Origin of the sequence: Kribbella sp. NPDC048915, assembly GCF_040649595.1 — a bacterium.
Classification (GTDB): domain Bacteria; phylum Actinomycetota; class Actinomycetes; order Propionibacteriales; family Kribbellaceae; genus Kribbella.
This window is the reverse complement of sequence record NZ_JBEZFT010000057.1, coordinates 1-22,092: the sequence shown is the minus strand read 5'-3', so window position 1 is coordinate 22,092 and position 22,092 is coordinate 1. Positions and strand designations below refer to the sequence as shown.

19 protein-coding genes are annotated in these 22,092 nt (G+C 70.1%); 5 read left to right on the top strand and 14 right to left on the bottom strand.

Translation table 11 applies throughout. The features are described from left to right. Window positions 1–90: 90 nt before the first annotated feature. Together AB0B82_RS24825 and AB0B82_RS24820 are read left to right on the top strand one after the other, a co-directional pair. Window positions 91–600: a SigE family RNA polymerase sigma factor gene (locus AB0B82_RS24825; protein WP_360173002.1), complete on the top strand. Its 510-nt coding sequence runs from the start codon at window positions 91–93 to the stop codon at window positions 598–600. Beyond that, entirely contained in the window at window positions 597–1,769 is a 1,173-nt protein-coding gene (locus tag AB0B82_RS24820; RefSeq protein WP_360172999.1) for a Gmad2 immunoglobulin-like domain-containing protein, read from the top strand. The genes AB0B82_RS24825 and AB0B82_RS24820 overlap by 4 nt, the downstream gene beginning before the upstream one ends. Window positions 1,770–1,905: 136 nt before the next feature. Here AB0B82_RS24820 and AB0B82_RS24815 read toward each other — a convergent pair whose 3' ends face one another. The 6 genes from AB0B82_RS24815 to AB0B82_RS24790 form a co-directional block, all read right to left on the bottom strand. Beyond that, entirely contained in the window at window positions 1,906–2,235 is a 330-nt protein-coding gene (locus tag AB0B82_RS24815) for a helix-turn-helix domain-containing protein (protein ID WP_360172996.1), read from the bottom strand. Between the two features lie 202 nt (window positions 2,236–2,437). Next, entirely contained in the window at window positions 2,438–3,154 is a 717-nt protein-coding gene (locus AB0B82_RS24810) for a 16S rRNA (uracil(1498)-N(3))-methyltransferase (protein ID WP_360172993.1), read from the bottom strand. A gap of 695 nt (window positions 3,155–3,849) precedes the next feature. After that, on the bottom strand, window positions 3,850–4,992 hold the full coding sequence (gene dnaJ, locus AB0B82_RS24805) for a molecular chaperone DnaJ (protein WP_360172990.1): 1,143 nt from the start codon (window positions 4,990–4,992) through the stop codon (window positions 3,850–3,852). A 24-nt stretch (window positions 4,993–5,016) separates the two neighbouring features. Next, a complete protein-coding gene (gene hrcA / locus AB0B82_RS24800) occupies window positions 5,017–6,039 on the bottom strand; it encodes a heat-inducible transcriptional repressor HrcA (RefSeq protein ID WP_360172987.1) in 1,023 nt (340 codons plus the stop codon). Window positions 6,040–6,098: 59 nt separating this feature from the next. Then, a complete protein-coding gene (locus AB0B82_RS24795) occupies window positions 6,099–7,190 on the bottom strand; it encodes a Gfo/Idh/MocA family oxidoreductase (protein WP_360172984.1) in 1,092 nt (363 codons plus the stop codon). Next, window positions 7,187–7,837 carry a ThuA domain-containing protein gene (locus tag AB0B82_RS24790; RefSeq protein WP_360172981.1) on the bottom strand — a complete coding sequence of 217 codons (651 nt, stop codon included), beginning with the start codon at window positions 7,835–7,837 and terminating at the stop codon, window positions 7,187–7,189. Before AB0B82_RS24790 ends, AB0B82_RS24795 begins: the two co-directional genes overlap by 4 nt. Window positions 7,838–7,967: 130 nt before the next feature. Here AB0B82_RS24790 and AB0B82_RS24785 point away from each other — a divergent pair, with 130 nt between their 5' ends. From AB0B82_RS24785 to AB0B82_RS24775, 3 genes are all read left to right on the top strand, one after another. After that, window positions 7,968–8,354, top strand: a complete 387-nt coding sequence (locus tag AB0B82_RS24785; RefSeq protein WP_360172978.1) for an EF-Tu/IF-2/RF-3 family GTPase — start codon at window positions 7,968–7,970, stop codon at window positions 8,352–8,354. A 22-nt stretch (window positions 8,355–8,376) separates the two neighbouring features. Then, a complete protein-coding gene (locus AB0B82_RS24780) occupies window positions 8,377–9,147 on the top strand; it encodes an MBL fold metallo-hydrolase (RefSeq protein WP_360172975.1) in 771 nt (256 codons plus the stop codon). Window positions 9,148–9,260: 113 nt separating this feature from the next. After that, window positions 9,261–10,130 (top strand): DUF3097 domain-containing protein, encoded by an 870-nt coding sequence (locus tag AB0B82_RS24775; protein WP_360172972.1) that lies wholly within the window; start codon window positions 9,261–9,263, stop codon window positions 10,128–10,130. On the opposite strand, the gene AB0B82_RS24770 is transcribed toward AB0B82_RS24775, so the two are convergent. The 8 genes from AB0B82_RS24770 to hemW form a co-directional block, all read right to left on the bottom strand. Then, complete coding sequence (locus AB0B82_RS24770) at window positions 10,105–12,684, bottom strand: DUF3376 domain-containing protein (RefSeq protein WP_360172969.1); 2,580 nt, start codon at window positions 12,682–12,684, stop codon at window positions 10,105–10,107. The two genes, AB0B82_RS24775 and AB0B82_RS24770, sit on opposite strands and share 26 nt — an antisense overlap. Window positions 12,685–12,732: 48 nt before the next feature. After that, window positions 12,733–13,740: a LacI family DNA-binding transcriptional regulator gene (locus tag AB0B82_RS24765; protein ID WP_360172966.1), complete on the bottom strand. Its 1,008-nt coding sequence runs from the start codon at window positions 13,738–13,740 to the stop codon at window positions 12,733–12,735. 86 nt (window positions 13,741–13,826) lie between these two features. Further along, complete coding sequence (locus AB0B82_RS24760) at window positions 13,827–15,146, bottom strand: ABC transporter substrate-binding protein (protein ID WP_360172963.1); 1,320 nt, start codon at window positions 15,144–15,146, stop codon at window positions 13,827–13,829. A gap of 214 nt (window positions 15,147–15,360) precedes the next feature. Beyond that, window positions 15,361–16,461, bottom strand: a complete 1,101-nt coding sequence (locus AB0B82_RS24755; RefSeq protein ID WP_360172960.1) for a LacI family DNA-binding transcriptional regulator — start codon at window positions 16,459–16,461, stop codon at window positions 15,361–15,363. Then, complete coding sequence (locus tag AB0B82_RS24750; protein WP_360172957.1) at window positions 16,421–16,612, bottom strand: hypothetical protein; 192 nt, start codon at window positions 16,610–16,612, stop codon at window positions 16,421–16,423. The genes AB0B82_RS24755 and AB0B82_RS24750 overlap by 41 nt, the downstream gene beginning before the upstream one ends. Continuing rightward, window positions 16,609–17,454, bottom strand: a complete 846-nt coding sequence (locus AB0B82_RS24745) for a M60 family metallopeptidase (protein WP_360172954.1) — start codon at window positions 17,452–17,454, stop codon at window positions 16,609–16,611. Before AB0B82_RS24745 ends, AB0B82_RS24750 begins: the two co-directional genes overlap by 4 nt. A gap of 80 nt (window positions 17,455–17,534) precedes the next feature. After that, on the bottom strand, window positions 17,535–19,928 hold the full coding sequence (locus tag AB0B82_RS24740; RefSeq protein WP_360172951.1) for a polysaccharide lyase 8 family protein: 2,394 nt from the start codon (window positions 19,926–19,928) through the stop codon (window positions 17,535–17,537). A gap of 101 nt (window positions 19,929–20,029) precedes the next feature. Continuing rightward, window positions 20,030–21,241 carry a radical SAM family heme chaperone HemW gene (gene hemW / locus AB0B82_RS24735; RefSeq protein WP_360172948.1) on the bottom strand — a complete coding sequence of 404 codons (1,212 nt, stop codon included), beginning with the start codon at window positions 21,239–21,241 and terminating at the stop codon, window positions 20,030–20,032. Window positions 21,242–22,092 lie beyond the last annotated feature (851 nt).

The window sequence follows — 22,092 nt, the reverse complement described above, 5'->3', positions numbered from 1 at the left end:
GCCCTGGCGGCCCGTCTTCGTTGTCAACCTGGGACAGGGTCTCCGCGTCGTCTTTTCGTGGCACAACCGGCGGTGGTGTACGAAGAGTGCGTGACACATGAGTCCTCGTGGGATGCCGACGAGGCGCTGACGGCTGTCTACACCGCCCACTACACCTCGCTGGTCCGGCTCGGGGCGCTGCTGCTGCGCGACGTCGGCACGGCGGAGGAGATCGTGCAGGACGCATTCGTCGCGATGCACGGTCGCTGGAACCGGCTGCGTGACCCGCACAAGGCGCTCGCGTACCTGCGGACCACGGTGGTCAACCGGTGCCGATCCCGTCAGCGCCACCTCGTGGTGGTGGACAAACACACCCCACGCACGCTCCCGGACGAACCGAGCGCCGAACACGCCGTACTGCGCACCGCCGAGACCGACCGGGTGATCGAGGCGATGCGCTCGCTGCCGGAAAAGCAACGCACCGTGATGGTCCTGCGCTACTACGGTGACCTGTCAGAGGCGGAAATCGCGGACACGATGGGCATCAGCCGGGGATCCGTGAAGAGTCATGCCGCGCGCGCGACCAAGTCGCTGCGCCAGCTCCTGGAGCAGACCGTATGAGTGACAACCAGAACGACCCGTTCGACGAGCTGATGCGACGGTCCCTGCACGAGGAGGCGGACCGGATCGAACCGTCCGACGCGCTGCCGGAGATCCGTGCCCGCGCGCACGCCCAGCGCCCCGCCGCGCGGCGCCCGTGGCTGATCACCGCCGGCCTGGCCGCGGTCGGTACCGCCGCCGCCATCGGCGCGTTCACCATGCTGAACGGCGCCCACGACATCGCCGACAACGAAGTCGCCGGGCCCGGCCCCGAGGCGTCAGGTCCGGAGCTGCCGGGGACCGGGCCGAGCGCTTCTCCGGTCCCGTCCACCGTCCCGTCGACCGCGCCGTCGACTGCACCTTCCGCCGGGTCGACTGCCGGGCCGACTGCCGGGCCGACCGAGCCGGCGATCACCTCGGTGCCGTCGGCCGGGGACACCACGGCGCCCGCGACACGCGGCGTACCGGAGCCGGCAGTGAAGAGTGCCGTCGTACCGGTCTATTGGCTCGGTCAGCAGGTCGGCGCGGACAAGACGTCAGCCCGCCTGTACCGCACCTGGGCGAAGGTGAGCGGCCGGCCGGCCGAGCAGGCGGTCCGGATCATGACGTCCAAGCAGCCGAGCGACCCCGACTACTTCTCCGTGTGGCGCGGCGCCGCGCTCAACACCGTCACCCGCTCGAACGACGTCGTCACCGTCGACTTCAAACGCCTGCCGCAGGGCGCGCTGGACCGCAACCTCGCCCGGGTCGCCGTGCAGCAGCTCGTGTACACGGTTCAGGGCGCGCTGCAGGACAACCACACACCCATCCGGGTGACCGAGGCCGGCCGTCCGGTCGGGGCGCTCTTCGGCCACGTCGACACCGCCACGCCGCTGGGCCGCGCGCAGGCCGCCGACGTCCAGGCGCTCGTCTGGATCGACAGCCCCACCGAAGCCGCGGCCGTCGAGCCCAACATCACGGTCCAGGGCGTCGCCGCCGCCTACGAAGCCACAGTCAACTACCAGGTCACGAACCTGAAGACGCGCGAGACCGTGAAGAGCTACGCCAACACCAAGGAAGGCCAGAAGTTCTCGCCGTTCTCGTTCCGGCTGAAGCTCAGCCCCGGCCCCTGGGAACTCAGCGTCTACCTCATCTCCCCCGCCGACGGCAGCATCACCGACACCGACACCAAATCGATCGTCGTCAAATAACCCCCCAGCCGCAGCCCGGCCGCACGGACGCCGGAATGCCGGTCGAGGTCGTCGCCGGGGTGCCGGTCGGGTTGGTCGGCAGTGCGCCGGTCAGGGCCGATCGACGAGGTGGCCGGTCGGGGCGATCGGCGGGGTGTTAGTCGGGGCGGTCGACGGTGGCGGCGAGGAGACCGGGGAACGCGGACTCGAACTCGTCGCGGCGCAGGCGGTTCAGCCGGCGAGCGCCTTCGTCGCGCTGCTCGATCAGCCCGGCGGCCCGCAGTACCGCGAAATGATGACTCGCGGTCGCCTTCTTCACCGGCAGATCGAACGTGCCGCAGGCCCGCGTCCAGTCGTCGTGCGCGGCCAGGTCCCGCAGGATCGCCCGCCGGACCGGATCCGCGAGCGCATCGAGCGCCACCTGCAGCGACACCTCAGTCGGGTGAACATGCAGCAACGTCCGAGCCCGAGCCGATTCGACAGGCATAGCGTCCGATCCTCCGCACAACAGTTCGTCCCCCGTCCAACAGCGTACCCACCCCGCCCCAGCCGGCGCGGAGGTGTGTCGGCTCAACAGGACGTCTCCGCCAACAGGTAGTGCACCTGAGCGTGAATCGCTCCCCGCGTACACCGTTTCGAGGTGCACTACCTAATGAGAGATTGCACACCGAACCAGGTGATGACATGCCCTAGGTCCAGCGGTTGGTGGCCAGGAGGGCGGCGGCTGCGGCGACGCCGGCGGTGGACGTGCGGAGGACTGTGCGGCCCAGGCGGACCGGAGGCACGGCGAAGGCGGTGAGTTCGGCGGGCGCGATACCGCCTTCCGGGCCGATCACGAGTACAACGTCGCCGGTCGGCGGGAGCTCCAGCGATGCGAGGGGCTGGGTCGCCGCTTCGTGCAGCACGACCGGCAGCGCCGCGTCGGCCAGCAACTTCGCAACATCCGCCGTCGACGCGAGCGGGGCGACCTCGGCGAACCACGTACGGCGCGACTGCTTGCTCGCCTCGAACGCCCACGCACGCCACTTCGCCAGCGTCTTCTCGACCCGTTCGGGGTTGGCGCGGAACTGACTGCGCTCCGCGTTCCACGGCACGATCACGTCGGTGCCGACCTCGGTCAACATCTCGACCGCCAGTTCGGCGCGCTCCCCCTTCGGTACCGCCTGGACGGCGATCAACCGCGGCGTCGGCGCACCGTCCGCCCCGCGCTCGTCGACGGCGACCGTCACACCGGACTTGCTCGCGGCAACCACCGGTCCCTCGACCCACGCGCCACGCCCGTCCGTCAGGCGTACCCGCTCGCCCGGCCCAATTCGCCGTACAACCGCCGCATGCCGCCCCTCGGCACCGTCCAGCACCAACTCGCCCTCACCGAGCTCGGCCCGGAAGAACACCGCCACACCCACCTGCCACACCTCCACCTACCGCTACCCCGCTCATCACCCACCAACCGACCATCGACCACCCGGCCATTCGATCGCTCGGCCGCAGAGCACCTACCGACCCACCACCACCCAGCCGCCCCAACACTCTCACGCCCACTCTCGACGCCCACCGAAGCATGCCCTCAGAGCGAGGTTCCCCCTGAACTGGAGGGTTGCCCGCTGAACTGGAGGGTTGCCCACTGAACTGGAGGGTTGCCCACTGAACTCGAGGGTTGCCCACTGAACTCGAGGGTTGCCCACTGAACTCGAGGGTTGCCCACTGAACTCGAGGGTTGCCCACTGAACTCGAGGGTTGCCCCCTGGAAATTTCAATGGGCAACCCTCCACTTGAAGGGGCATCGGCTCTCGTGACTGGCTGTGTGGGCGGTTGAGCGTGCCTGAGCGGCGCCGGCTGCTCCAACAGCACGGGATATCCGTTCCCGTTGGGGGTTCTTCGTGCGTACACCAGCAGAGAACCCCCAACAGGAACGGATATCCCGTGCTGTTGGGGTGGAGTGAGCAGGAGCGTCGGCCGGCGGACAGGCGGGGCGCGCGAGGCCGGGCGGCACGAGCGGGGGCCGGCCTCGGCCGGGGCACGGTGGTGCAACCGCCGGTCAGGCCACGGTGGTGCGACCGGCGGCGGTAGGGCGAGCGGGTGCAGCCGGCGGTGGGGCGGGTCAGTGGGCGCCGAAGGCGTCTCTCAGGCGGCCGAAGACGCCTTTGTGGGCGGCTTGGACTTGGCCTTCGGGGCGTTCTTCGTCGCGGAGGGCGGCCAACTGTTTGAGGAGGTCGACCTGGGACTCGTCGAGTTTGGTCGGCGTCTCGACGATGACCTGGACGATCAGGTCGCCGCGGCCGGCGTGGCGGAGGCGGGGGACGCCGCGGGCGGCGAGGGTGATCGCGGTGCCGGACTGGGTGCCGGGGCGGATCTCCAGCGGGACCGGCTCGCCCTCGAGGGTCGGCAGGTCGATCGTGGTGCCGAGCGCGGCGGCGGTCATCGGCAGTGTGACCGTGCAGTGCAGGTCGTCGCCGTTGCGGGTGAAGATCTCGTGCGGTTCGACCTCGATCTCGACGTACAGGTCGCCGGCCGGGCCGCCGCCGGGGCCGACCTCGCCCTGGCCGGAAAGCTGGACGCGGGTGCCGGTGTCGACGCCGCCGGGGATCTTCACGGTGACGGTACGGCGGGAGCGCACGCGGCCGTCGCCGGAGCACTCGACGCACGGGTTCGGGATGGTGGTGCCGTAGCCGCGGCAGTTCGGGCAGGGGCGCATCGTGCGCACCTCGCCGAGGAACGACCGCTGGGTGTGGGTGACCTCGCCGCGGCCGTGGCAGATCTCGCAGGTGACCGGCTCGGAGCCGGCTGCCGCGCCGGTGCCGCTACAGGTCGGGCACAGTACGGCGGTGTCGACCTTGAGCTCACGCGTCGTCCCGAAGGCCGCCTCGGCCAGGTCGATGCGCAGCGGGATCAGCGCGTCCTGACCGCGCCGGGTGCGCGGCCGCGGCCCGCGGGTCGCGCCGCCGGTCTGGCCGAAGAAGGCGTCCATGATGTCGGTGAACGTGAACGCCTGACCGAAGCCGGCGCCGCCCGGGCCGGCCCCCGCGGTGGCGAACGGGTCGCCGCCGAGGTCGTGCATCTGCCGCTTCTGCGGGTCGCTGAGAACCTGGAACGCGCGCCCGATCTCCTGGAACTTCTGGTGGGCGTCCTCGGAGTCGTTCACGTCCGGGTGGTACTGGCGTGCCAGTTTGCGGTACGCCTTCTTGATCTCGTCCGGCGACGCGTCACGGCTGACGCCCAGGACGGCGTAGTAATCGGTGCTCATACTCCAGACCAGGGGTTGTCTTCGTTAGGATTCAGCCAGAATTTGGCTGACGTAGCGGGCGACGGCGCGGACGGCGCCCATCGTGCTGGGGTAGTCCATGTGGGTCGGGCCGACGATGCCCAGGGTGGCCAGCGCCTCGGACTTCGACCCGTAGCCGGTGGCGACCACGGAGGTGGTGGCCAGTTCCTCGAACGGGTTCTCGTGGCCGATCCGCACCGTCAGCGTCTGCGGGTTGGTCGCCTCCCCCAGCAGTTTCAGCAGGACGACATGCTCCTCCAGCGCCTCCAGCACCGGCTTCACGTTCCGCTCGAAGTCGTCGCCGTACCGGGTCAGGTTGGCGGCGCCGCCGACCGCGATGCGCTGCTCGCCGACCTCGTCGGTGAACGCCTCCAGCAGCGTGGTGACGATCGCCGAGACCAGCGAGCGGTCGTGCGGCGCGAACAGCTCCGGGACGCCGGCCAGCGACGCGGTCGCCTCGGTCAGCCGCTGCCCGGACACCGCCGTGTTCAGCCGCGAGCGCAGGTCGGCGATGACCTGCTCGTCGATCTCGTTCGGGTGCTCGACGAGCCGTTGCTCGACCCGGCCGTTGCTGGTGATCAGAACCAGCAGCAGGCGGCGCGGGCTCATCGTGACGACCTCGATGTGCCGCACGCTCGACCGGTTCAGCGACGGGTACTGCACGATGGCCACCTGGCGGGTGATCTGGGCCAGCAGCCGGACGGTACGGCGGACGACGTCCTCCAGGTCGACCGCCCCGGCCAGGAACGACGTGATCGCCTTCTTCTCGGCGACCGACAGCGTCTTGACCGTGCTCAGCTTGTCCACGAACAGCCGGTACCCGGCGTCGGTGGGAATACGGCCCGCGCTGGTGTGCGGCTGGGTGATGTACCCCTCCTCCTCCAGCGCGGCCATGTCGTTACGCACCGTAGCCGGTGACACGCCGAGATTGTGCCGGTCGACCAGCGTCTTCGAGCCGACCGGCTCATGGGTGGCGACGTAGTCCTCGACGATGGCGCGGAGAACGTCGAGCTTGCGTTCGTCGAGCACGCGCATCACCCTCTCAGCCTCGTGGCCGGCCTTGGCACTCAGTCCTTCAGAGTGCCAGTCTAGGCGCTCTCGGGCGACGCTCCCAACGGAACCGGCGCCGGACGCGCCACGGTGCTCGTCACATCCACCGGCTGGTCCTGTACCGCGGCCTCCAGCAGCGACTCGAGTACGTCGAGCACGTGGAAGGCCAGTGCCCCGTCGGCCCGGTGCGGTTCACCGCGCCGGATCGCGCGGGCCATGTCCGCGACACCTACGCCGCGGCCCGCTCCAGCGTACCCGCCGGCCACCGGGACCTCGGTCCACTCACGCTGCGCAGACGTCGCGATCTCGACCGTGCCGTCGAAGTTGTTCGGGTCCGGGACCGACAGGCTGCCCTCGGTGCCGTGGACCTCGATCCGCGGCAGCCGCGCCGCCCACACGTCGAACGACATCAGTACGGTCGTGAGCGCACCGGACTCGTGCTCCAGGACGCCGGTGACGTGCGTCGGTACCTCGACCGGGAACGTCGTACCGGCCCGCGGACCGGTGTGGATCTTGCGCTCCTCCTTGGACCGGCCGGCGCGCGCGGTGACCCGGCGGACCGGACCGAGCAGGGTGACCAGGCTGGTCACGTAGTACGGACCCATGTCGAGGACCGGGCCGCCGCCGGGCTGGTAGTAGAACTCCGGCGCCGGGTGCCACAGCTCGTGCCCTGGCGTGACGAACGACGCGGTCGCGGCGTGCGGTACGCCGATGTCGCCGCGGTCGATCACCGCTCGCGCGGTCTGGGTGCCGGTGCCGAGGACGGTGTCCGGCGCGCAGCCGACGCGGAGGTTGTTCGCGGCGGCGTACTTGAGCAGCGGCTCGGCCTCGGCGCGGTCGACGGCGAGCGGCTTCTCGCCGTACACGTGCTTGCCGGCCTCCATCGCGGCCTGATGCACGGGGGCGTGCGCGGCGGGGATCGTCAGGTTGACCACGATCTCGACGTCGTCGGCGGCGTACAGCTCGTCCGGCGCGACCGCGCGGACGCCCGGGTTCTTCTCGGCGACCGCCTGAGCGCGGCTCACATCGAGATCGGCGACCGCGACCACCTCGACCCCCGGGAGCTTGCCGAGGTGCTCGAGGTACGTCCCGGAGATGACGCCCGTACCGACGATGCCAACGCGTGTCATTTGCTCGCCCACAGCAGCCCCCGCTCGATGATCGTGCGTACCTCGGGAGTCTCCAGGTCGTCCAGCTTGTGGCCGACCGTGCAGACGAAGACCTTGCCTTCGCCCCAGGTGCGGGTCCAGATGGCCGGCATCACCGCGCCCTCGATCCACGGGTAATCCGGGTGCGACTCGAACTGCGTCGTCGCCAGCACCGTGTTGGTCGGGTCGTAGTGCACGTAGTACTGCTCGGTGTGCACGTCGAAGTGGGAGATGCCCTGCACGATCGGGTGATCGGCCTGCTCGGGCAGGATGTTCACCCGGTAGTCGGTGAACCCGTGCGGGTGCGAGATGAACTGCCCGCCGGTGATGAAGCTGTAGTCGGCGTTGTCGCGGAACGAGTCCGCGATCCCGCCGTGCCAGCCGGCGAACCCGGTACCGCGCCGGATCGCGGCCTCGAGGCCCTTGAAGTGGTCCGTCTCGATGGTGCTCATCGTGACGCACTGCAGCACCAGATCGACGCCGTCCAGGTCCAGATAGGCGGCGGTCGAGTCGGAGACGGTGACGTCGTACCCGTTCTCCTTGAGGAACGGGATGAACAGGTCGGTCGCCTCGACCGGCGAGTGCCCTTCCCAGCCGCCCCGGACCACCACAGCACGTCGTGTCGTCACACCGGCCACCCTTCGAAAGTTTCGAGATTCCGATCGGAACTGTTGCGACTCTAGATCCGCAGCCGAGGGGTTGCCAACCGCCCGGGCCTGTCTGACCGAGGGGTGACCATCGAACCTTTAGGGTCGAGAGATGGGCTGGAAGTTCTGGAAGCGGTCGAACCCGATGGATCCGCAGGAAATGCTCGTCCGCGGGCACGCCGAGGCGAACAGCTTCCCGGCGCCGCCGCGGCCGCAGGACACGCTGCCGGTGGGGTCGTTCGGGATGACCGTCGAGGACGTGTTCTCGATCACCGGCCGCGGCACTGTGGTGACCGGGCGGGTGCAGGCCGGGACGGTGTCGGTCGGTGAGCAGGTGCTGATCACCCGGGCCGGCCAGCCGCTGCTGCAGGTCGAGGTGACCGGTATCGAAATGTTCCGCAAAACCGTGCGGACCGCCAAGGCCGGCGAGAACATCGGGCTGCTGCTCCGCGGCGTCGACCGCGACCAGGTGCTCCAGGGCGACGCACTGAGCAAATAGCCGCGCAAGTACTGTCGGACCCATGAGCGCATGGGCCGAGATCGGCGACCGCACCTGGGTCCGCCGGTACGACGAATGGGACCTGAACGTCGGCCTGGTCGTCGGTGCCGACGGCGCGCTGGTGATCGACACCCGGGCCACCGCCGAGGAGGCCGAGCAGCTCCGTGAGCACATCCGGGAGCTGACCGACGCACCGGTGAAGTGGGTGGTCAACACTCACGCCCACTTCGACCACGTGGTCGGCAACAGTGTCTTCACCGACGCGACCGTCTACCTGCACGAGAACGCCGCGGCCGAAGAGAACCTGGCCGGTACGACGTTCGCCGCCGCCAAGGTGCTCGACCTCGGTGATCGCCGCGTCGAGCTGCTGCACGTCGGTAACGCGCACACCTCCGGCGACACCGTGGTCGTCGTACCGGATGTGCGGGTGTTCTTCGTCGGCGACCTGCTCGAGGAGTCGGCGCCGCCGTCGTACGGCGAGGACTCGTTCCCGCTGGAGTGGCCGGACACGATCCAGGCCGCGATCGGCATGATGCCGGCCGACGCGACGGTCGTTCCGGGGCACGGCGCGGTCGTGGACGTCGAGTTCGCGCACAACCAGGCGATCGACCTGGGCAAGGTCGCGAACACGATCTCGACACTGCATCACGCCGGCACGCCGCTCGAGGACGCGCTGAAGCACACCGAGGACTGGCCCTGGCCGGTGGACAAGCTGCAAGACGCGATCCGCCGCGGGTACGCCGCCCTCGGTACGCCGCAACGCCCGAGCCTCCCGCTGCTCGGCCCCAGCTGACCTGAGGTACCAACGAACAGGACGTCTCCGCCGGTCGCCGCGAGCCGCACGCTCGGATACCGCTTGGACCACCGCCCGGTAGGCGATACATCCTGTCGCCAGGAACCACCCGGATGTCGTGCCGGTCCCCGCGGTCCGGCACGGCATACGGTTGTCCGGTGGCTGACAGGTATGGGAACGACGTCCTCGCCGGCGACTGGCGCAAGCCCAAGAACGGCCGAACCGTCGAGGTCGAGATCGAGAAGGGCATGGTCGTCGAGGAGCCCAGCTCCGGGTTCGTCGGCGCGATCGTGCGCTGGGAACACGGTGTGGTCGACCTCGAGGACCGGCACGGCAAGATCCGCACGTATCCGCTCGGACCGGGGTTCTGGCTGGACAGCAAGCCGGTCAGCCTGAAACCGCCGAAGAAGGCCGGTCCGGCCAAGAAGACCAGGACGGCGTCCGGCTCGGTGGCCGTGGACAACGTCCGCGCGCGGGTCGCCCGGGCCAGCCGGATCTACGTCGAGGGCCGGCACGACGCGGAACTGGTCGAGAAGGTGTGGGGCGACGACCTGCGGATCGAGGGCGTCGTGGTCGAATACCTGGAAGGCGTCGACGATCTGGTCGAGATCGTCAACCGCTTCCAGCCCGGTCCCGGACGGCGGCTCGGCGTACTCGTCGACCACCTGGTCGAGGGCTCGAAGGAGTCGAAGATCGCCGCGCAGGTGTCGAACAAGTACGTGCACGTGGTCGGCCACCCGTTCATCGACATCTGGGAGGCGGTCAAGCCGTCGTCGGTCGGGATCAAGGCGTGGCCGCGGATCCCGCACGGTCAGGACTGGAAGAAGGGTGTACTGCAGGCGTTCGGCTGGCCGGCCACCGACCAGGCCGACGTGGCGGCCGCCTGGAAGCACATCCTGTCCAAGGTGAACAGCTTCGCCGACCTCGACCCGGCGCTGCTCGGCCGCGTCGAGGAGCTCATCGATTTCGTGACGCTCGACTGATCTCGGGCAGCCGCTGCTCGATCCACGCGCGGATCCGGCGGCGCGTCCGCCGGACCGACCAGGTCACGATCCCGAGCACCGCACTGAGCGCCAGGACGGCGCCGGCCAACGCCGCGACCGGGAGCCGTACGGCGCCGACCAGACCGGCCACAACGAGCAGCACGATGCCCGCGGCAGCCGTTGCCGCAGGCAACCATGGCTCGAAGATCCACGGCCGCCGGGCCGGGCTCAGCTTCGCACCGCGGACCAGTCGCTCCCAGACCGCCTGCCGGGCGGGCTCGGTGAACCAGCGAGCGGTCCGCAGCAGCCACGAGGCGGGCTGCTGCTTGCGGCCGGCCACCGCCTTGACCCAGGTGCCGACCTGCGGACCGAGACCGCTCGATACGTCGACCATCCGGTCCGCGAGGCCCTTGGTGATCGCGCGTCCTTCGGGTGAGGCGTTGAGCTCGTCCCGCATCGTCACCAGGGCGCCCATCCCCGCGTCGACCGGGAAGTCCCGGGCCAGCCGCTGGATCCGCTCGGCGACCGCGTCGAGTTCCCAGCCCTCGGCGCGCAGCACCTCGCGTTGCGTCTCGCGGATCCAGTCGGCGTCCGCGCCGAGCATCGCGCCGAGGTGCGCGACGCTGTGCAGCCGGCCCATCAGCCAGTCCCAGCGCCGCCAGTCCGCGGCGCCGAAGGCACCGAAGTGGCCGACCTGGCTGCCGTACAGGATGCGGTCCTTCAGCTGGTCGGCGACCGTCCCTTCCGGCAGGTCGTCGAGGACGGCGAGCGGGATGTCCGGCCCGAGGCGGAGGAACTGGAACGGGGCGCTGCGCTGCTGCGGCGTGCGCGCCGACGTACAGCGCGAGACGATCTCGACCTCGAGCGCGGTGTCGACGAGCTCTTGACCGACCTCGGCGATCAAGGCGGCGAACGCGTCCCCGAGCGCCCGCTGGATCTGCAACTGTTCGAAGATGTCGTTCAGCCCGACCGCGACCGCTTCACCGCCGCCGGCCGGACGCAGGTCGAGGTCGGCGTCGGCGAGCTCGGCGGTCAACGCGTCGCGAACGGCCTGGACCTTCAGCAGGCAGTCGCTCGCCGCGCTGAGCTGCTTCTCCAGGTCGGCGCGCTCGTCCTGCGCGGCCGCGCTGACCTGGTTGCGCAGCGAACGCAGGATCAGCCGGACGATGCGCTCGGCCGCGCCGGTCCCCCACAGCCAGTTCGGGTTCCCGTCGGTGTCGTTGCGGAGCGCCGCGGTCGAGCCGTCCGGCGCGGGCACCCACGGGTGCTCGGTCTTCAAGATCTCGTCGATCTCCGACTCCGACAGTGCGGTCGCGGCATCCAGGACGGTCGACTGGTCGTGGCTCGCGATCGTCACGGCCTCCCACACGCCACCCGCTGCGCGGCCGCGCGAGTACGTCGGCTGCAACGCCGTGGCCGCGGCCGTCAATCGCGCCCGCTCCTCTGGTTGCGTCAGGCAACGATCGAACAGGCGCTGGGTGTCGGACCAGGACGCGTCCGCCTCCAGCAGCAGGTGTTCGAGCTGCTCGACGTCGGAGCGGAAGTCCACCTCACGGGGGTACTGCACCGCGGACAGCGCCGCGACCCGCCAGCTCGGCTCCTCCGACCCTGGCAGCGCGGTCGACGCGTGTCCGATGCCGGCCGACGGTACGACATACAGCACGTAGCGGGTCGCCTTACTGGTGACCGGGCGCCGCGCCACGACGTCCAGCACCGGCCCGAACGGGGCGTTGTCGAGTACGCCGCCGTCGATCAGCCAGGAACCGCCCTCGGCCGGGCCGGGCTGGATGCGCGGCGGTTGCGCGGCCAGCTCGGGGGTCTCGAGCACCGGACCGAACGCGGCCGGGAACGACGCGGACGCCCGGGCCGCGCGCGCCAGCAGGTCGGTGTCCTTCAGGGCGTTCTTCGCCGTGACGGTGAACTCTCGCCGCGCTCCGTCGTACGTCGGCGCGTTCTCACTCGTGAAGCCGAACAGGTACCGATGATCGGGAACGACGAATGCCTGGCCGGCGGCGTCCCGCGCCTCGAACTGCTGCACCCCCAGGCCCGACGCGGTGACGAACAATGTGACCGGCTCCTCGGCGGACCGGTCTCCCGCGGCGGCGACGCCCTTCAGCAGTTCCTCGAGCTGGCGCAGGAAGTAGTTGCCGTCGAGGACCGACGTCGACCGCACGCCCGCCGGCGGTACCAGCTTGCCGACGTCGAGCGACCCGAGGCCGACCCATTTCTTCCGCAGCCACGGGCCGTCGTCGCCGTCCGGGTCGAGGGTCGAGCCGTTCGCGATCGCGGTCGCCAGCAGCGAGCCGTTCAGCCCGCCGGCGCTCGTGCCCGCGATCACGTCGACCACCACGCGGCGGCGTTCCTGTCCGCGCCGGCACAGTTCGCGCCACCGATCCGCGAGCACCGAGTCGTACGGCTGCGGGCCGGGCGCATCCTCGGCACCGGACGCCCGCCGGATCAGATCCAGCTCGTGCGTGACGCCGCCCATCCAGACCGCGAGACTGACACCCCCGTTCAGCACCAGGGCGATCCGGATCTCATGGTCGGTCGTCATGCGTGGTCTCCCGAAGCATTGCTGGCGAGCGGAGGGATCGGGGTCTGATCAAGCACTGTCGCGGATGATGAGTTCGGTGTCGTAGATCTCCGGATCGGTGTGGTCGGCGCCGGCGATCTTCGCGAGCAGGATCTCGGCCAGCCGGGCGCCGAGCTGTTCCACCGGCTGGCGGACCGTGGTGAGCTTCGGCGTCGTCGTGGTGGCGAGCACCGAGTCGTCGAAGCCGACCACGGCCACATCCGCCGGGACGCGTCGCCCACGCTGCGACAGCACGCGCAGCGCCGCCGTCGCCATCAGGTCGGAGGCCACGAACAGCCCGTCCAGATCGGGATGGTCGTCCAGCAGCCGCAACGTCGCCTGCTCACCACCGTCGGCGGTGAAGTCGCCGTACCCGATCATGGCCGGCAGCCCGGCCTCCTTCATCACTTCCTGGTAGCCGGTGAGGCGGTCGAGACCGGCCGTCATGTCGAGCGGCCCGGCGACCGTCCCGATCGTGCGGCGCCCGATCGACAGCAGGTGCTCGACCGCGGTCCGGGCGCCGGCGACGTTGTCCACGTCGACACTGGCCACCGGTACGTCGACGCCGAGCGGCCGCGCGCTGAACACGATCGGCAGCGGCATCTGCGCGAGCTCCTGCAGGACGTTGTCCCGGCCGTGGTGGCTGATCACGATCGCGCCGTCCACGTGCCCGCCGCGCAGGTACCGCAGCAGCCGCTGGTCGTCGGCCTCGGCCGGCTCGATCAGCAGCACCAGCTGCGACGACGTCGGCGCGAGGGTCCGGCTGACGCCGCTCAGCATGCGCGCGAAGAACGGGTCGGAGAACACCCGGCTGTCCGGTTCGGGGACGACGATCGCGACCGAGTCGGTCCGGCGGGTCACCAGGGCCCGCGCCGCACGGTTCGGTACATACCCGAGCTGGCGGATCGCCTGCTCGACCGCGGCGACGGTGTCCGGCAGCACCTTCGGCGACCCGTTCACCACCCGCGAAACGGTCGCCCTCGACACCCCCGCCAGTGCCGCGACCTGCTCCAAGGTCGGAGAACCGGACTCGTTCATCGGCCCTCCTCTGTGTTCTCGACTGTGCGCCTGATCAACCCGCGTTCACACCGTAGTACCTCCCCCGGGCGAACGCGCGCCAGTCGTCAGCTGCCGGCCCGCGTGTTGGCCGCCTTCCACGCCTCGGTGAGAGCTTGCTTCCACGCGACGCCCGGCGCCTGCTTGCCGTCGTCGACCCGGTTCAGCGCCGCGCTGAAGATCTGGTTGATCTCACCGTCGCGCGGACCCTTGTGCTGCTTGAGGATCACGTTCTTCGCGCGGTTCACGAAGATCTCCCCGACCGGGGCGTTGTTGAAGTACGGGTTGACCTGCGACTTCACCTGCGGATCCTCGTACGCGTCGACCGTCGAGGGGAACGAACCGATCTTCTTGAACACCTTGACCTGCTGCTCCGGAGCGGTCAGCCAGGCGGCCAGCTTGGCGGCCTCCTCCGGGTGCGGCGACTGCGCCGGCACGGTCAGGTACGACCCACCCCAGTTGCCGCCGCCGCCCGGGAACACGTCGGCGACGTCCCACTTGCCCTTGCCGTAGGCCCCCGCCTTGTCCTGAATCACGCCGAGCAGCCAGCCGGGGCACGCGATCGTCGCGAACCTGTCGCTCTTGAAGGCCGCGTTCCACGCGTCGCTCCAGGCCGGCAGCTGTGCGGACAGGCCGTCCTTGCTGCCCGCGACGACCTGGTCCCAGGTCTTCTTCAGCAACGGGTTCTCGTTGCCGAGGAACCGGTCCTCGTTGGAGTAGTACGCCTCGATCAGCTGGTTGCGCATCGCTTCCCAGGTCAGCACCGCGGAGTCGTACCAGGCCGAGTCCGGCACCCGCTGCTTGAACTTGCGGCCGGTAGCGAAGTACGACGGCCAGTCCTGGAACAGCTCGGCGACCTTGGCGCGGTCGGTCGGCAGGCCGGCCTTCGCGAACAGATCGCGGCGGTAGCAGATCGCCTCCGGGCCGATGTCGGTGCCGTAGCCGATGATCTTCCCGCTCGGGGTGGTCGCGCCGGCCACCTTCCAGTCCAGCCAGCGGTTCCGCAGGTCGTCCGCGCCGTACTTGCGCAGGTCGACGAACTTGTCCTCCTTGGCCAGGTACTTGTAGATCCAGCTGACCTCCATCGCCTCGATGTCGGCCAGGCCGGAGCCCCGGGTGAGGTTCGCGTCCAGGTTCTTGACGTGGTCGTCGACGGTCTTGGCGCGCTCCTCCACGATCGAGATGTTCGGATGCTCGGCCTCGTACTCGGCGTACAGGTCGGTGTAGCCGAACTCGTTGAAGGTGGCGACGGTGAGCTCGATCTTCGGCCCGGCCTTGTCGGCCTTGGCCGCCTGAGGGGTACCGTCGCCGGCGCAGGCGGTGGCGAGCAGGATCGCGGCGCACACCAGCACGCCGGCTACGGGCCGATAGCGGGCACTGGGCCGCATGAAAAGCTCCCTGGAACTTGGACGGAGTTGAGAGCGCTCTCGGATCACGAAAGTGAGCTGAGTCTCAACGCTCCGCGCGGGAGATGTCAAGCACCGCACCGTCACTCTGAGACACCACCGCCGGGAAAGTCCTGACATACCGTCATCCCTGCTCACGCAGCGAATCCTCGCGATCACCCAGGGCGCTGAAACCCGGTGCGCTCGCTGTGCGTGATCAGTTCCGGCGCGGCGGGCCGACCGAGTCGCGGACCACCACGACGGTGCCCAGCGTGGTCATCGGCTGCTGGTGCGCGAACGGGTCCGCGCTCGGCTGCTGACCCGCCAGCCCGGCCCGTACGGCGGCCCGCCCCAGCTCCTCCAACGGCACCCGGACGGTGGTCAGGGCCGGCTGCAGCTCGGTCGCCACCGGTACGTCGTCGTACCCGACCACCGACAGGTCGTCCGGGATCCGCAGGCCGCGTTCCCGAACCGCGGCGTACACACCGGCGGCGACGATGTCGTTGGCGGCGAAGATCGCGGTGAAGTCGAGGCCGTCGTCAAGCGCACGCAGCGTCTCCTGATAACCCCACTGCCGACCGAACGCGCCGGTCCGGACCAGGGCGGGGTCGTGCTCGAGCTTGCGCGCGGCGAAGGCCTGGCGGAAGCCGCGCAGCCGGGCGGTCGTCGTGGACAGCGCCGTCGGGCCGCCGAGGTACAGGATCCTCGTGTGGCCTGCGCTGAGCAGGTGGTCGGTGATCGCGGCCGCGCCGCCGGTGTTGTCGTACTCCACCGCGTACGCCGGGACGTCGTCGGTCAAACCGGGCCGCCCGCAGAGCACCAGGCTGGATCCGCTGCTCGCCAACTGCCGGGCGCGCTGTCCGACCGCGGCGAAGTACTCCTTGTCCTCGACCGCGCCGCCGACCAGGATCACCGCGTCGGCGCGCTGCTCCAGCAGCAGGTCGACGAACCGCAGCTCGGCGGATTCACCGCCCTGCGTCGAGCAGACCAGGCAGAGGCGGCCGGACGCGAGCGCCTCGGCCTGGACGCCACGGGCGATATAGGCAAAGAACGGGTCGACGATCTCGCTGACCACGATGCCGACGATGCGGGCGGTGGACCCGGCCAGCGCCCGGGCGTGCGCGTTCGCGACGTACCCGAGGTCGCGCATCGCCCGCTCGACCGCAGCCCGGGTCGAGGCCGCGACCGGATAGTTGCCGTTGACAACACGGGAGACGGTCGCGGTGGAGACGCCGGCCCGCGCGGCCACGTCGCGGATCGTCCGCGCCGCCTCGGGATCACGCCGGCGCGCCCGCGCCCGGGGCGGTTCCGCCGCCATCGCCTACCTCCTCACCCTCGGCCACACTCTCGGCCACACTCGCAGCCTCGCCATCAGCCTCGCCCGCAGCCGCTTCCGGCCGGCCCAGCTCGACCGTTTCCATCGTGCCGTCGGCGAACCGCAGCGTGACACGCAGCCCGTCCACCGTCACCTCGATGCTCTCCGCCAGTTGCAGCCCCGGGTCCGCAGCGCTTCCACGGTCAGCATCCGGTCCTGGATCGGCGGCGGGAACGACATGTGCCCGTGTGTCGCGTACGCCCCGACGCCGGTGATCGCGGCCGGGTACCCGACGAAGTGGTACCGGTGCGGCAGCCGGACGTGCTGCGGTGCGGATCCGTCGTACCCGCTGGTGGCGTCCTCGATCGCGATGATTTCCTCGTAGGTGGACAGCAGCTGCGCGTGGTTCTCGGTGCGGTAGATCAGTGCGGACGCGCGTTCCACCGTGAGCATCGCGTGCGGCCCGACGAGTTCGACGTACGGCGTGGTGCGCTCATCGAGCTGGCGCTGGAACTCGGCCTCGCCGGTGCGGCCGAGGACGAAGTACGGCATCGCCTGCGCCTGGTCCCCGATCGACACCTTGGCCTGACCGGAGGTACCGATCAGCTTCAGGTACACGACTCCGCCGCCGGCGTCGGTGACGGTGTTGCGGCCGACCTGAAGCGGGTACTGCCGCGGGGACTTGAACTCCTTGCGGGCGTCGGCGTCGGGAGCGCCGATCACGAGCGTCGGCGCCAGGCTCCCGGCGTGCACGACCACGTTGAGGGCGGTGTCCGCCGGAAGGTAGCAGCCGGTGGTGCGGAGCTCGCTGGCGCTCAGCGAGTTCTGCGTCCGTTCGAGCTCGGTCGTGCGCGCCGACGGCAATGCCTGGACGGTGATGGTGCGGCCGGTCGTGGCCTGGGCCAGACCTGGTACGGCGGCCAGCGCGACCCCGGCGCCGGCTGCTTGGAGGACACGTCGCCTGGTGAACTGCAGTGGGCGGGCGTGCGGCATCATCGAACAACCTCCTGGTTGAACTTGCCAGCACCCGGCGACCCGGCCGGCCCTGGATGGCCGGCCCCGGTTGCTTGCGAAACTTAGTGGAAGGACATGCTGTGGGTGGCGCCTCTGGAGCCGCCCACAGCGACGTCCAGGACCAGCTGCTTGCCGGTGGCAACCACCGTGACGGCCGGGTCCTTGGCGAGCACCTCGCCGGCCCGGCAGTCGACGGTCAGGCGGACCGTCTGGGCGGTACGGCTCGGATCGGACACGGCGACGGTCGTCACCGGCCCGCGCCGGCCAATGACGACCGAAGCCGGCCGGTCGGTGGTCACGGCGCGCACACCGGTGCCTCCGACGATCTCGGTCACGGCGCCGGCGGTCCAGAAGTTCGCCAGCACCAGATTCTCGCGGTACGACGTGATCGCCTGGACGTCGGCGGTGTTGGCACAGATCGCCATCCCCGGATCGGCCGCGAGCTCGGCGGTGCGCCGGTGCGTGGCGTTGGGCAGAACGACGTACGTGTACGCGCCGGTCGTCGTACCGTGCTCCAGGATCAGCTTCGCGTAGCGGCGCGTGTGCGGTGTGGTCGAGCCGGCCGTGTCGTTGCCGACGTTGATCTCCGACCACGATCCGGTACGGTCCTCGCGTTGCACGCGCAGTACGCCGCCCGCCGGGAAGAGGTAGCCCCCGACGCCCTCGAGGTGCGCCCAGCGCGGATCGCCGTACGTCCCGTCGACCGCTGCGGCACCGTCGAGCCGGAGTTCGGCCGTGCCGTCCTCGTGCAGGTTGCGGTTCTCCACGATCGTCTCGACCGCGAAACCGTCGGTGCCGGTGATTCCGGCGCCGAGCGCAACGATCGAGTCCCGCAGGCAGAACCAGGACTTCCGGGCCTGCAACGTCTTGTCGTGGTTGATCAGGTGCATCCCGACCGCGCCGGCCTCGTTGCGGTACGACGCTCCGCCCACCCACTCGGCATGCGCGGCGACCGTGCCGGTGCCGCCGCCCGTTCCGCCGGGTTGCCGGGGTTTCGTGCTCACCGTCGTCCCTGGCATCCGGTGCGCGTCGACCGTCGGCCAGTAGGCGTCGGTGAACTGGGACTGGTCGGCGTTGTACAGGTACGTCATGCCGTCGCCGACGTACCAGCCGCGCAGGTTCTCGCCGTTGCCCCACTCGTACCGGGCCATCCGCTTCGACGACAGCGCGATCGCGAACGTCCAGCCCGGGCGGCGGTGCACGACGCGATCCTGGTTGTAGAACTGGAAGTGCCGTGGCTCGGCCGGGGCGGGCGCGATCGTACCGTCGGCCAGTAGCGCCTGCGCGCGGGAGATCTCCGGAATCGATGCTCCGGGCAAGTAATCGCCGAGCGTGTCGCGGGTGATCCAGCCCTTGGCGAGCGCCTTGTACCGACTCGCGTACGGCTCGGCCACGCCACTCGCGAGCAGCAGGACGGTCGACGTCGTGCCGTGGCCGTTGCCGTGGTCGCCGGCGCGTTCGCGGGAGATCGCGCGACCGGAGACACAGTCCATCATCCGGCCGTCGACCATGAACGGGGCGAAGCTCGCCTCGACGGCGTCCAGGAGTACGGCGCGGCTCGGGTCGGTGATCTCCCAGGTGGAGCCGCCGAGCAGGGCGATCAGGTTCGCGACGCCGCCGAGCGCGACGTTGCCGTACGTTCCGACGTACGCGAGGTTGCCGTGCTGGACGAACGATCCGTCCCGGTAGAAGCCGTCGCCGCTGGTGACGTAGGTGAAGACGCTGTTCTTGCCGGACTCGGCGACGTCGCTCAGTGCATCGCGGGCGGCCGCCAGCTTGTCCGCGGACTTGCCGACGATGCCGCGCAGAGCGACGATCAGTGCCTTGTCGACGCGGTTCGCGCCGGTCTCGCGGAGCGAGGGCGAGTTGGTCCGGCGGTTCGGATCGGGGACGAAGCGGTCGACGGCCCGGAGGTAGTTGGTGAGCTGCTCGGCTGTGAGCGCGTCGTCCGCCAGGACGCAGGTGTCCAGGAGGGCGCGCGGCGCGCCGATCTCCCAGAACCACCAGTTTCCGGTCTCCTTGAGCGTCTCGTTGTAGGAGGTGGCGTTGAGGAAGTCGAGTGCTGCGGCGAGCTGCGGGCCGGCGTCGGTCACCGTCGTACCCGCCGTCGCGCGCGCCAGGGCGATCGTCTTCAGGCGGGTGTAGCTGATCGAGAAGTTGCCGCTCGACGGACTCAGCGGGAGGTCGGGCCACAACGCGGTCCGGTCGGGCGCGGTGAGCATCGTGTCGATCAGCTCCTGCGCCTGCGTGCTCAGGCCGGCGAGCGCGCCGGCGTACGCCGGATCCGCGGCGTCGATCGCTCCGCCGGTGGCGAGTTCGGCCCAGCGGGCGCGGAGGACGTCGAACTCGTCGGGCTCTTGAGTGGCGAACGCGTGCGTCGGCAGGCCGAGGCTGGTGAGCGCGCCGGCGGCGAGCCCGGCCTGGAGCAACAGTCGACGACGGATGAAGGGCGGCATCGCGGACTCCTCGGGCGGCGGGTAGTAAACGCTTACCCCGTAGCCTGCCGGGTGTTCACAACAGTCGTCAACAGGTCATTGTGATCAGTTTTGATCAGTTCTCAGGGCAGCAGATCGCGGACCACCGCGTCAGCCAGGAGGCGGCCGCGGTCGGTCAGGACCAGCCGGTCGCCGGACAGACCGGCGAGGCCGGCGGTGACGATCCGGCCGACGGCGGCGCGGCCGGCCGGGTCCAGCACGTCCAGCGGCAGGCCGGCGGACAGCCGGACCTCGAGCAGGACGCGTTCGATCCGGCGGGTCTCCGCGTCGAGGGTCTCGCGGGCGTACGCCGGGCTCTCGCCGGCGGTGATCCGCTCCGCGTACGCGCTCGGGTGCTTGACGTTCCACCAGCGCACACCGCCGACATGGCTGTGCGCACCAGGGCCGACGCCCCACCACGTATCGCCCCGCCAGTACAACTCGTTGTGCCGGCAGCGCGCCGCCGTACTGCGGGCCCAGTTGGACACCTCGTACCATCGCAGGCCCTCGGCGGACAGCAGCTCGTCGGCCAGCACGTACTTGTCGGCGAGGTCGTCGTCGTCCGGCATCGGCAGCTCACCGCGACGGATCCGGCGCGCGAGCTGCGTACCGTCCTCGACGATCAAGGCATAGGCGCTGACGTGGTCGGGTTGCGCCGACAACGCCGACTCGAGGGACGCACGCCAGTCGTCGAGCGACTCGCCCGGCGTGCCGTAGATCAGGTCGAGGTTGACGTGCTCGAAGCCCGCGGCCGTTGCCTCTTTGACGGCCTGCAACGCGCGGCCCGGCGTGTGCTGCCGGTCGAGGATCCGCAACACGTGCGACGCCGCGCTCTGCATCCCGAAGCTCACGCGGGTGAATCCGGCCTCCAGCAACCCCTCCAGATACGCGGGGTCCACCGACTCCGGGTTCGCCTCGGTCGTCACCTCCGCGTCCGGCGCGAACCCGAACTCGTCGCGCACAGCCTTGAGCATCTTGCCCAGGTCCGCGGCCGGCAGCAGAGTCGGCGTACCACCTCCGAAGAACACCGTGTCGACCGGCCGGTCGAGATCCCGCAGCACCTGCCGTGCCAGCCGTACTTCGGCGACCGCGGTGTCGGCGTACGACGCCTGCGAACCACCACCGCCCAACTCGGTCGCGGTGTAGGTGTTGAAGTCGCAGTACCCGCAGCGCGACGCGCAGAACGGCACATGCAGGTAGAACCCCAACGGCCGCCCGGCCGCCTCCTGCACAGCAGCATCCGGCAACGCCCCGTCCCGAGGCGCAACCTCCCCCTCAGACAAAGTCGACGGCACCCACCCATGGTACGGACGCCCCAAACCCCCGCCCCCTCCGCCCGTGGGCTCGCGGGGCGCCCCACCTGGGACAGTGCACGCCACCCGGGACAATGCACCCCGCCCGGGACAGTGCACCCCGCCCGGGACCTTTGCACACCTTCCCGGGACCTTTGCACACCTTCCCGGGACCTTTGCACACTTCCCGGGACCTTTGCACACCTTCCCGGAACCTTGGAATGCTGACCCGCGAAAACTCTCCCAGGAGAGTTTTCCGCACGACACTGGAGGCTTTTACCCGCCATACGGGGGAAAACCCTCCACAGACGCGGCTCCAACAACCCCACGCCCCGATCACCCCACGCCCGATCACCCCACGCCCGATCACCGCGCCCGATCACCGCGCCCTATCACCCCGGCTATCCCTCGCCCCGCGACCACATCTGCTCGGGCAGAAGCCAACCCACACACGAATCAGCGGACCCAGATAACCGGATGCCCCTCCCCTGGCGTGGTGCCGTGGTGATGCGGTGCCGCGATGCGGTGCCGCGGTGCCGCGGTGATGCGGTGCCGCGGCGATGCGGTGCGGTCGTCGGGGCTTCCGGGTTTCCACAACACGGTGGGTTCACCCACCGTGTTGTGGGTTCCGCACCCTTCACACGGGTCAGGAACCCACAACACCGTGGGTGAACCCACCGTGCGGGAACGCACGCGGTCGTCCAGCACAGCGCGGCACAGCACGGCACAGCACGGCACAGCACGGCACAGCACGGCACAGCACGGCACAGCACGGCACAGCACGGCACAGCACGGCACAGCACGGCACAGCACGGCACAGCACGGCACAGCACGGCACAGCACGGCACAGCACG

What these genes read in the sequence shown, in the direction of transcription:
- AB0B82_RS24820 (WP_360172999.1), top strand. Translation starts at nt 597, where the DNA reads ATGAGTGACAACCAGAACGACCCGTTCGACGAGCTGATGCGACGGTCC.
- AB0B82_RS24815 (WP_360172996.1), bottom strand. Translation starts at nt 2,235, where the DNA reads ATGCCTGTCGAATCGGCTCGGGCTCGGACGTTGCTGCATGTTCACCCG.
- dnaJ (WP_360172990.1), bottom strand. Translation starts at nt 4,992, where the DNA reads ATGAGCACCGATTACTACGCCGTCCTGGGCGTCAGCCGTGACGCGTCG.
- AB0B82_RS24795 (WP_360172984.1), bottom strand. Translation starts at nt 7,190, where the DNA reads ATGACACGCGTTGGCATCGTCGGTACGGGCGTCATCTCCGGGACGTAC.
- AB0B82_RS24785 (WP_360172978.1), top strand. Translation starts at nt 7,968, where the DNA reads ATGGGCTGGAAGTTCTGGAAGCGGTCGAACCCGATGGATCCGCAGGAA.
- AB0B82_RS24780 (WP_360172975.1), top strand. Translation starts at nt 8,377, where the DNA reads ATGAGCGCATGGGCCGAGATCGGCGACCGCACCTGGGTCCGCCGGTAC.
- AB0B82_RS24775 (WP_360172972.1), top strand. Translation starts at nt 9,261, where the DNA reads ATGTCGTGCCGGTCCCCGCGGTCCGGCACGGCATACGGTTGTCCGGTG.
- AB0B82_RS24770 (WP_360172969.1), bottom strand. Translation starts at nt 12,684, where the DNA reads ATGACGACCGACCATGAGATCCGGATCGCCCTGGTGCTGAACGGGGGT.
- AB0B82_RS24765 (WP_360172966.1), bottom strand. Translation starts at nt 13,740, where the DNA reads ATGAACGAGTCCGGTTCTCCGACCTTGGAGCAGGTCGCGGCACTGGCG.
- AB0B82_RS24760 (WP_360172963.1), bottom strand. Translation starts at nt 15,146, where the DNA reads ATGCGGCCCAGTGCCCGCTATCGGCCCGTAGCCGGCGTGCTGGTGTGC.
- AB0B82_RS24755 (WP_360172960.1), bottom strand. Translation starts at nt 16,461, where the DNA reads ATGGCGGCGGAACCGCCCCGGGCGCGGGCGCGCCGGCGTGATCCCGAG.
- AB0B82_RS24745 (WP_360172954.1), bottom strand. Translation starts at nt 17,454, where the DNA reads ATGATGCCGCACGCCCGCCCACTGCAGTTCACCAGGCGACGTGTCCTC.
- AB0B82_RS24740 (WP_360172951.1), bottom strand. Translation starts at nt 19,928, where the DNA reads ATGCCGCCCTTCATCCGTCGTCGACTGTTGCTCCAGGCCGGGCTCGCC.